The organism is Streptomyces sp. KLMMK, from assembly GCF_036961605.1.
Lineage (GTDB): Bacteria > Actinomycetota > Actinomycetes > Streptomycetales > Streptomycetaceae > Streptomyces > Streptomyces telluris.
Genome location: NZ_JBAMDC010000319.1, coordinates 1 through 7571, shown reverse-complemented (window position 1 = coordinate 7571; position 7571 = coordinate 1). Strand labels below are relative to the sequence as shown.

The following is a 7571-nucleotide window of genomic DNA, read 5'->3' as shown; positions in this document are numbered from 1 at the left end:
GCCGGGCGAGGCCGACGACGCGGCGGCCACCGGGGCCTTCTCCCCGCCGTCCGCGCTCGCTTCCCACAGCAGCCAGCCCGCGAAGCCGGCCGGCACCAGGGCCGCCACCGCGACGACGACGGGCCTACGGATGCCGCCCGGACGGCGGGTCACACGGGGAAAGCTGCCTTTGGACACCCGGCGATGCTACGCCGCCGCCCCGCCGCGCAGGGGGCCTACGCCGCAACCGGTCCGCGCCGCAGCACCCGCAGCGAACGCGTCACCGACACTTCGGTGAACTCCCCGGACTCCAGTGCCCTGCGGTACACGCGGTACGGCGCCTGCCCGCCGTCCGCCGGGTCGGGGAAGACGTCGTGGATGACGAGCAGGCCGCCCGGGGCGAGGTGCGGCACCCAGCCCTCGTAGTCCGCCGTGGCGTGCTCGTCGGTGTGCCCGCCGTCGATGAACACCAGCCCCAGCGGCGCCGCCCAGAGCGAGGCCGCCAGCGGCGACCGCCCCACGATCGCCACCACGTGCTCCTCCAGCCCCGCCTGATGCAGCGTGCGCCGGAACGCCGGCAGCGTGTCCATCCGCCCCACGGCCTCGTCGACGAGCGACGCGTCGTGGTACTCCCAGCCCGGCTGCTGCTCCTCGCTGCCCCGGTGGTGGTCCACCGTCACGGCCGTGACCCCCGCCTCGCGCGCGGCCGCGGCCAGCAGGACCGTCGACCGGCCGCAGTACGTGCCCACTTCGAGCAGCGGCAGCGCGAGCCGCGCGGCCTCCTCGGCGGCGGCGTGGAGCGCGAGCCCCTCGTCGAGCGGCATGAACCCCTTGGCCGCCTCGAAGGCGGCGAGGATCTCGGGCTTGGGGGGCATGGTGTCGTCCTCCTGGGGTACGCGGTGGTCGGCTCATTGTCCTCACGGGCCGCCGTGCGCGGTGCGCGAGGGGTCGATACGGTGGGGAAGCGCGTCCACGGGACGCAGGGGGAAGCCACTGCTGAAGCTCCCGGAAGGGGCGGAAGATGTCCTTCGCCGTATCGCTGCTGGCCGCTTCGATGGCCGTCGTGTCCCCCATGAGCGGGGCCCACTGCCAAGGGGCGCGCGTGAGCGCCGTCTTCGCGGAGCCCACGGCCGACGTGCTGCGCGCCGTGACGTTCGACAACGCGGCGGTCCCGCCGGGCGCCCGCGTCTCCGTCGCCGAGCGGACCGGCGACCGCGGCACGGCCGTCCAGCTGCGCCTGCGCGGCGTCCAGCCGGGCCGTACGTTCGGCGCCCACGTCCACACGAAGCCGTGCGGCACCCGGCCCGACCACTCCGGCCCGCACTACCAGCACGTCAAGGACCCGAAGCAGCCCTCGGTCGACCCCCGGTACGCCAACCCGCGCAACGAGGTCTGGCTCGACCTGACCACCGACCGGCGGGGCGACGGCACGTCCTCCGCGTCGGTCGCCTGGCGCTTCCGCGCGGGCGAGGCCCGCTCCGTCGTCATCCACGAACACGCCACCGAGACGGGTCCGGGCCGGGCGGGCATGGCGGGCGCACGGCTGGCGTGCGTCAACGTGCCCTTCGAGTGAGCGTCGATCGAGCGGGCGTCGAACAATAGGGCGAGGCACTCGCAAGGGTGGTCGTGCGCGCTGCGGGCCCCGGGCACGGGCCCCGGCGCCATAGCCTGCTGCCGCCATGAACGATTTCGTTGACGAAGCACGCTCACGCGTCGCACACCTGCTCCGGATGGCCAACACCACGGACGACCGGGTCAGGGCACGGATCATCGAGTACGCGGACACCACCCCGGAGCCGCCTGTCATGAGCCGGGCCGGGATCGTCACGACCGGATGCGCGCAGTGTCTGAGGACCGCGTGGAGGCAGCAGGACGCGGAGGGCCCCGTGTGGGTCTGCGCGTCGTGCGGCCATGTCGAAGGAGTGACCGTGAACTGCCCCCACTGCAAGGTGGCCATGACCCCGCCGCCGCTCGGCGCCCCCGACCGGTGGCAGTGCCCGCGGTGCCCGCGGGTCGCGGCCACGGGTGAGAGTGCGCAGGACATCGAGGAGCGGGAGCGGCAACGGCTGGCGGCTGTTGCCGCGCTGGAGGAGGCGATGGCCCTGCGGGCCGGCGAGTGAGTGGTGTGCTCAGTGCGGCGCGCCGCCGGGGGTGCTCCGCCGGTGCGTTCTTCGGCTGCGGGCCGTCCGTGGCTGGTCGCGCAGTTCCCCGCGCCCCTTACAGGGCGCAACTCCCCGCGCCCTGTAAGGGGCGCGGTTGTGCCGAGCCGTCGCTGCGGCCGGCAATTTCTTCCGCCGCAGCGGCGAGCAACCACCACGTGCCCGACCGGCGGTGCCGAACCGGGCCCGAGCCCGGTGCAGGACCGCCGCGCGGACTACCGCAGGTGCGCCGTGTCGTTCAGCAGGCGCAGTGAGGCGTTGCCGTCCGCGTAGTACGCCACCGCCGACAGCGACGCCGCCGACAGTTCCATGCGGAACAGGGACTCCGGCGGGGCGCCGAGGGCCAGCCGGACGAGGGTCTTGACCGGGGTCACGTGGGTGACCAGCAGGACCGTGCGGCCCGCATACCGGGCGAGGAGCTTGTCGCGCGTGACCGCCGTGCGGCGGGCGACCGCCGCGAAGCTCTCGCCGCCGCCGGTCGGGGCCGCCTTGGAGGAGGCGAGCCAGGCGTCGAGGTCGGCGGGGTGGCGCTCGCGGACCTCCGCGAACGTCAGGCCCTCCCAGGCCCCGAAGTCGGCCTCGCGCAGCCCCTCCTCGACGCGCACCTCCAGGCCCAGGCGCGCGGCCGCGGCGGCCGCGGTCTCGCGGCAGCGCCGCATGGGCGAGGAGACGATCGCCTGGATCGTGCCGCGCGCGGCGAGCGCCGCGGCCGTGTGCTCGGCCTGGCGAAGGCCTACGGGGGAGAGCTCCGGGTCGCTGCCGCCACTGCCGGAGAATCGCTTCTGCGGAGTGAGGGCGGTCTCGCCGTGCCGCAGCAGCACGAAGGTGGTCGGCGCTCCGAGGTCGGCGGGGGCGGCCCAGCCGACGGGAGCGGCCTTGGGCTCCTCCAGCGGCTCCGCCACGGGCTCCGCCGCACGCGGGGCCGTGCGCGCGGCCGTGCGCTCCGCGAACGCCGCCGCGGAGGCGCCCGCGTCCCATTGACGGCCCGCCTTGCCGGCGTCCATGGCCTCGTTGGCGAGCCGGTCCGCGTGCTTGTTCCGCTCGCGCGGGATCCACTCGTACGCGACCTGCCCCGCGGGGAAGAGCGCGCGCGCCCGGGCGGCGAGCGGCCGCATGTCCGGGTGCTTGATCTTCCAGCGGCCCGACATCTGCTCCACGACGAGCTTGGAGTCCATCCGGACCAGGACCCCGGCACCGGGGTCGAGGGCCTTCGCGGCCTCCAGGCCGGCGATGAGCCCCCGGTACTCGGCGACGTTGTTCGTGGCCGTGCCGATGTACTCGGCGGCCTCGGCGAGCGCTTCGCCGGTCGCCGCGTCCAGCACGACGGCGCCGTAGCCGGCGGGGCCCGGGTTGCCCCGGGAACCGCCGTCCGCCTCGACGATGAAGCGAGGGGCCACGGGGCTTACAGGCCGGACTCGGAGGTGCGGACCAGGATGCGGCTGCAGTTCTCGCAGCGGACGACCTGGTCCGGCGCGGCGGCGCGGACCTCGTTGAGCTCGGTGATGTCCAGCTCCAGGCGGCAGCCCTCGCAGCGGCGCTGGTTCAGGCGCGCCGCGCCGATGCCGCCCTGCTTCTCCCGCAGCCGGTCGTAGAGCTTGAGCAGGTCGGCCGGGACGGAGCCGGAGACGATCTCGCGCTCCTTGGTGACCGAGGCGGCCTCGGCGTCGATCCCGGCGACGGCGGCGTCGCGGCGCGCGACGGCGTCGTTGACCTTGGCCTGGACGGACTCGACGCGGCCGGTCAGCTCGGTGACCCGCTCCTGCGCGGACTCGCGGCGCTCCATGACCTCGAGGACGACGTCCTCCAGGTCGCCCTGGCGCTTGGCGAGCGAGGCCACCTCGCGCTGCAGGTTCTCCAGGTCCTTGGCGGACATGCCGACGCCGGTGTCCAGGCGCTGCTGGTCACGGGCGGCGCGCTGGCGGACCTGGTCGACGTCCTGCTCGGCCTTGGTCTGCTCGCGGGCGGTGTCGCTCTCCTCGGTCTGCGCGGCGACGAGGAGGTCGCGGTGCTGGGTGAGGTCGGCCTCCAGGGAGGCGATCTCGGCGTGCTCGGGCAGGGTCGTGCGCTTGTGGGCGAGCTGACCGAGGCGGGTGTCCAGCGCCTGGAGGTCGAGGAGGCGGATCTGGTCGGCGGGCGCGGCGTTCAGTTGGGGGCTCCTGTTAGTGGTTGTGTGTGGTGGACGCCGCGTGGGCGGTCCAGGGGTCGGTGACGATCTTCGAGACGTGGATGCGCAGGCCCCAGCCGTGCCGGTCGGAGATCTCGTCCAGCTGGGCGGCCGCCTGCTCGGCCCAGGGCCACTCGGTGGCCCAGTGCGCCGCGTCGACCAGCGCCAGCGGGCTGTGCTGCTGGGCCTCGGACGCGGGGTGGTGGCGCAGGTCGGCGGTGACGTAGGCGTCCACACCGGCGGCCCGCACCGCGTCGAAGAGGGAGTCGCCGGAGCCGCCGCAGACCGCGACGGTGCGGATGGTGCGCGCGGGGTCGCCGGCGACCCGGACGCCCTGGGCCGTGGCGGGCAGCCGCTTGGCGGCGTGCTCGGCGAAGGCGGCCAGGTCCATGGGCGGGTCGAGCTCGCAGACGCGGCCGAGGCCGCGGCGGCCCGAGGGGTCGTCCGGGTCGGGCACGAGCGGGCCGGTGACGCGCAGGTCGAGCGCGCCGGCGAGGGCGTCGGAGACGCCGGGGTCGGCGCGGTCGGCGTTGGTGTGCGCGACGTGCAGGGCGATGTCGTTCTTGATCAGCGTGTGCACGGCCCGGCCCTTGAAGGTCGAGGCCGCGACGGTGGTCGTGCCGCGCAGGTAGAGCGGGTGGTGCGTGACCAGCAGGCCGGCGCCGAGCTGCACGGCCTCCTCGACGACCTCCTGGACGGGGTCGACCGCGAACAGGACCCGGGTGACCGGGGCGCCGGGGTCGCCGCAGACCGTGCCGACGGCATCCCACTGCTCGGCCCGCTCGGGGGGCCAGAGGGCGTCGAGGGCGGCGATGACTTCAGACAGTGCGGGCACGGAGGAAAGGCTACCTGTCCGCCGTGCCCGCGCGGCCATCGCTCAGCGCATGGCCATGCCGGGGGTTGCGGGGCGGGGTCCCGGCCGGGATGCCGGCCGGGGTGCCCGCGGCGCCACCGGGCTACTTCACGAGGAAGCCGCGGAGGTCGTCGAGGACGCTGTTGGCGGCGGTGACGCCCAGGCCCAGGTACCAGGTCTCGTCCTTGACGTCCTTGGCCCGGTCCTCCTTGACCGCCTTCAGGCTCTTCCACAGCGGGTTGCCCTCGGCGGCCTCGCGCTTGGTCTTGTCCGGGGCGCCGTAGACGCCGGTGAAGATCCAGTCGCCGTCGGCCTGGTCGATCTGCTCCGGGGAGATCTCCACGGCGAGCTTGTCGGCCTGCTGGTTCTTCGGGCGCGGCAGGCCGGCGTCCTTGAGGATCGTGCCGATGAAGGACTGCCCGGCGTACAGGCGGGTGAACTGCGGCAGGTAGCGGACCATCGAGATGGTGGGCTTGTTCTCGCCGAGGTCCTCGCCCAGCTTCTTCGCCTTGGCCGCGTACGCGTCGAGGTTCTTCTTCGCCTCGGCGGTCTTGTCGAGCGCGGCCGCGTTGAGGAGGTAGTTCTCCTTCCACGTGAAGCCCGGGCGGAGGGAGAAGACGGTCGGGGCGATCTTGGCGAGGTCCTTGTAGTTCTTCTCCGCGCGCAGCTTGCTGCCGAGGATCAGGTCCGGGTGGAGCTCGTTGATGGCCTCGAGGTTGAGGTTGTTGATCGTGCCGACGTTCTTCGGGTCGCCGGCGTCCTTCTTCAGGTACTCCGGGAGCTCCTGGCTGCCCTCGCTGGGGGCCCAGCCGACCGGCTGGAGGCCGAGCGAGACCACGTTGTCGAGCTCGCCGACGTCCAGGACGACGACGCGCTTCGGGCGCTCCTTGAGCTCCGTCCTGCCCAGCGCGTGCGTGATGGTGCGGGGGAACTGGCCGGGCGCGGCGTCCGTGCCCATCTTCGCGGTCTCCTCGGCTGCCTTGCCGAAGTCCTTGCCGCCCTGCGCCACGGACTTGGAGCCGCTGCCGCCGTCCTTGCCCGCGGCGTCCTTGCCGCCGTCCTCCGACGACCCGCAGGCCGCGAGGGAGAGCGCGGCGGCTACGGACAGGGCGACTGCGGCGGTGCCGCGGCGACGAAGGGACATCACGTACTCCATGTCGGTCCGGCCGGCCGTCGGGGCCGGCGGGTGGTCAAGGGGGCCTTTTCAGCCACCCCCCGCGACTACTTAGGCACGCCTTACCTTACGTGACGGTGCGACCGCGCGAAGCACAGCCTCCTCGAGCTCATCAGGCGAATCGGACAAGAGCCACCCTTACGCGTGAAGCGGGCCGACTCTCATTGTTCGGCTGGAAGTGCGATAACTACGTTCAGTGCCGGAGGTGACGTTTCTCATGACGGTCTGTGCCCCCCAGAGCACTCCACAGAGCACCCCGCGGAGTGGCTCGATGGACATGAGACGCGCGGCGTTCACGGTCACGGCGAACGGCTCGTACGCCGCCCGGCTGGCCCTCGACGGCGGCACGGGCGGCTGGTTCCCCGAGCGCTGGACGCTCGACGGCCCCGAGCCCTACGCCGTGCCGCTGCCCGGCAGCCAGCCCGAGGAGCCCGACAGCGAAGTGCAGCCGCTCGCCGACGGGCGGGTCCTCATCCGCCGCCGCGTCGCCGAGCGGCACACCCTCTCGCTGCTCTATCCCACCGGCCCCGGCACCGGGGAGCTGGCCGTCGGCGCCGTCGAGTGCGCCCGGCTGACCCTGCTGCCCCCCGCGCCGGGCGGCGCCGCCGTCTACGGGCTCGTGCACGAGGAGCGGACCACGGCGCTGTGGCGGCTGCACGGGGGCTCCTTCGGGCCCGAGCGGGTCGTGGAGGTGCCGGGCCGCTGCGCCGGCGGCGCCTGGCTCGACCGCACGGGCCGGCTGCTGGCCCTCGACCGCGAGCTGGACGGCCGCACCAAGACCGTCGTCGTGGACCTGGAGCGCGGCGGCGAGACCAGCCCCCTGCTGCAGATCACCGAGGAGAGCGACGACCGGCTGCTGCTCGCCGACCCGTACAGCGGCCTGCTGCTCGTGAAGTCCGACGCGCCCGGCCAGGACCGGCTCGGATGGGGCGTGCTCGGCTCCGCCCGCCCCGTGCGCTTCCCGGAGTGCCTGCGGCCCGCGGGCGCCGCGCTCACACCCTTCGCCGCCCAGCCCGGGCAGGAGCTCACCCCCGAAGGGTGCGCGGTGGCCTTCCGCGTCGAGGGCGCCACCGGCAGCTGGGTCGGCGTGTGGCGCCCCGCCGGGAAACAGCTCCAGCAATTCCCGGCGCCCGCCGGGTGGCTGGTCGGTGCCGGCCTGTGGACCAGCGGCGGCGAACTGCGGCTGCCGTTCGTCACGCCGTACGTCCGCTGCGGCCTGGCGCGGCTGCGGCTGCCGGAAGG

At 74.2% G+C, this 7571-nt stretch carries 8 protein-coding genes; 3 read left to right on the top strand and 5 right to left on the bottom strand.

What is annotated here, in order from left to right:
• Positions 1–215: 215 nt before the first annotated feature.
• Positions 216–854 carry a class I SAM-dependent methyltransferase gene (locus V7793_RS29580; protein ID WP_336012147.1) on the bottom strand — a complete coding sequence of 213 codons (639 nt, stop codon included), beginning with the start codon at positions 852–854 and terminating at the stop codon, positions 216–218.
• A 146-nt stretch (positions 855–1000) separates the two neighbouring features.
• Between V7793_RS29580 and V7793_RS29575 the strand changes: the two genes are divergently transcribed.
• Positions 1001–1552, top strand: coding sequence for a superoxide dismutase family protein (locus tag V7793_RS29575; RefSeq protein WP_336012143.1), 552 nt, complete (start codon positions 1001–1003; stop codon positions 1550–1552).
• A gap of 106 nt (positions 1553–1658) precedes the next feature.
• Positions 1659–2099, top strand: a complete 441-nt coding sequence (locus tag V7793_RS29570) for a hypothetical protein (RefSeq protein WP_246430332.1) — start codon at positions 1659–1661, stop codon at positions 2097–2099.
• Between the two features lie 254 nt (positions 2100–2353).
• Here the strand turns inward: V7793_RS29570 and V7793_RS29565 are convergent, their stop codons facing one another.
• From V7793_RS29565 to V7793_RS29550, 4 genes are all read right to left on the bottom strand, one after another.
• Positions 2354–3535, bottom strand: a complete 1182-nt coding sequence (locus V7793_RS29565) for a bifunctional RNase H/acid phosphatase (RefSeq protein WP_336012135.1) — start codon at positions 3533–3535, stop codon at positions 2354–2356.
• 5 nt (positions 3536–3540) lie between these two features.
• Entirely contained in the window at positions 3541–4284 is a 744-nt protein-coding gene (locus tag V7793_RS29560) for a zinc ribbon domain-containing protein (protein WP_336012153.1), read from the bottom strand.
• Between the two features lie 13 nt (positions 4285–4297).
• Positions 4298–5137 carry a Nif3-like dinuclear metal center hexameric protein gene (locus tag V7793_RS29555; RefSeq protein ID WP_336012132.1) on the bottom strand — a complete coding sequence of 280 codons (840 nt, stop codon included), beginning with the start codon at positions 5135–5137 and terminating at the stop codon, positions 4298–4300.
• 121 nt (positions 5138–5258) lie between these two features.
• Positions 5259–6299 (bottom strand): ABC transporter substrate-binding protein, encoded by a 1041-nt coding sequence (locus V7793_RS29550; RefSeq protein ID WP_336012130.1) that lies wholly within the window; start codon positions 6297–6299, stop codon positions 5259–5261.
• A gap of 247 nt (positions 6300–6546) precedes the next feature.
• Between V7793_RS29550 and V7793_RS29545 the strand changes: the two genes are divergently transcribed.
• The coding region (locus tag V7793_RS29545) for a hypothetical protein (RefSeq protein ID WP_336012150.1) at positions 6547–7571 on the top strand (1025 nt) is incomplete at its 3' end.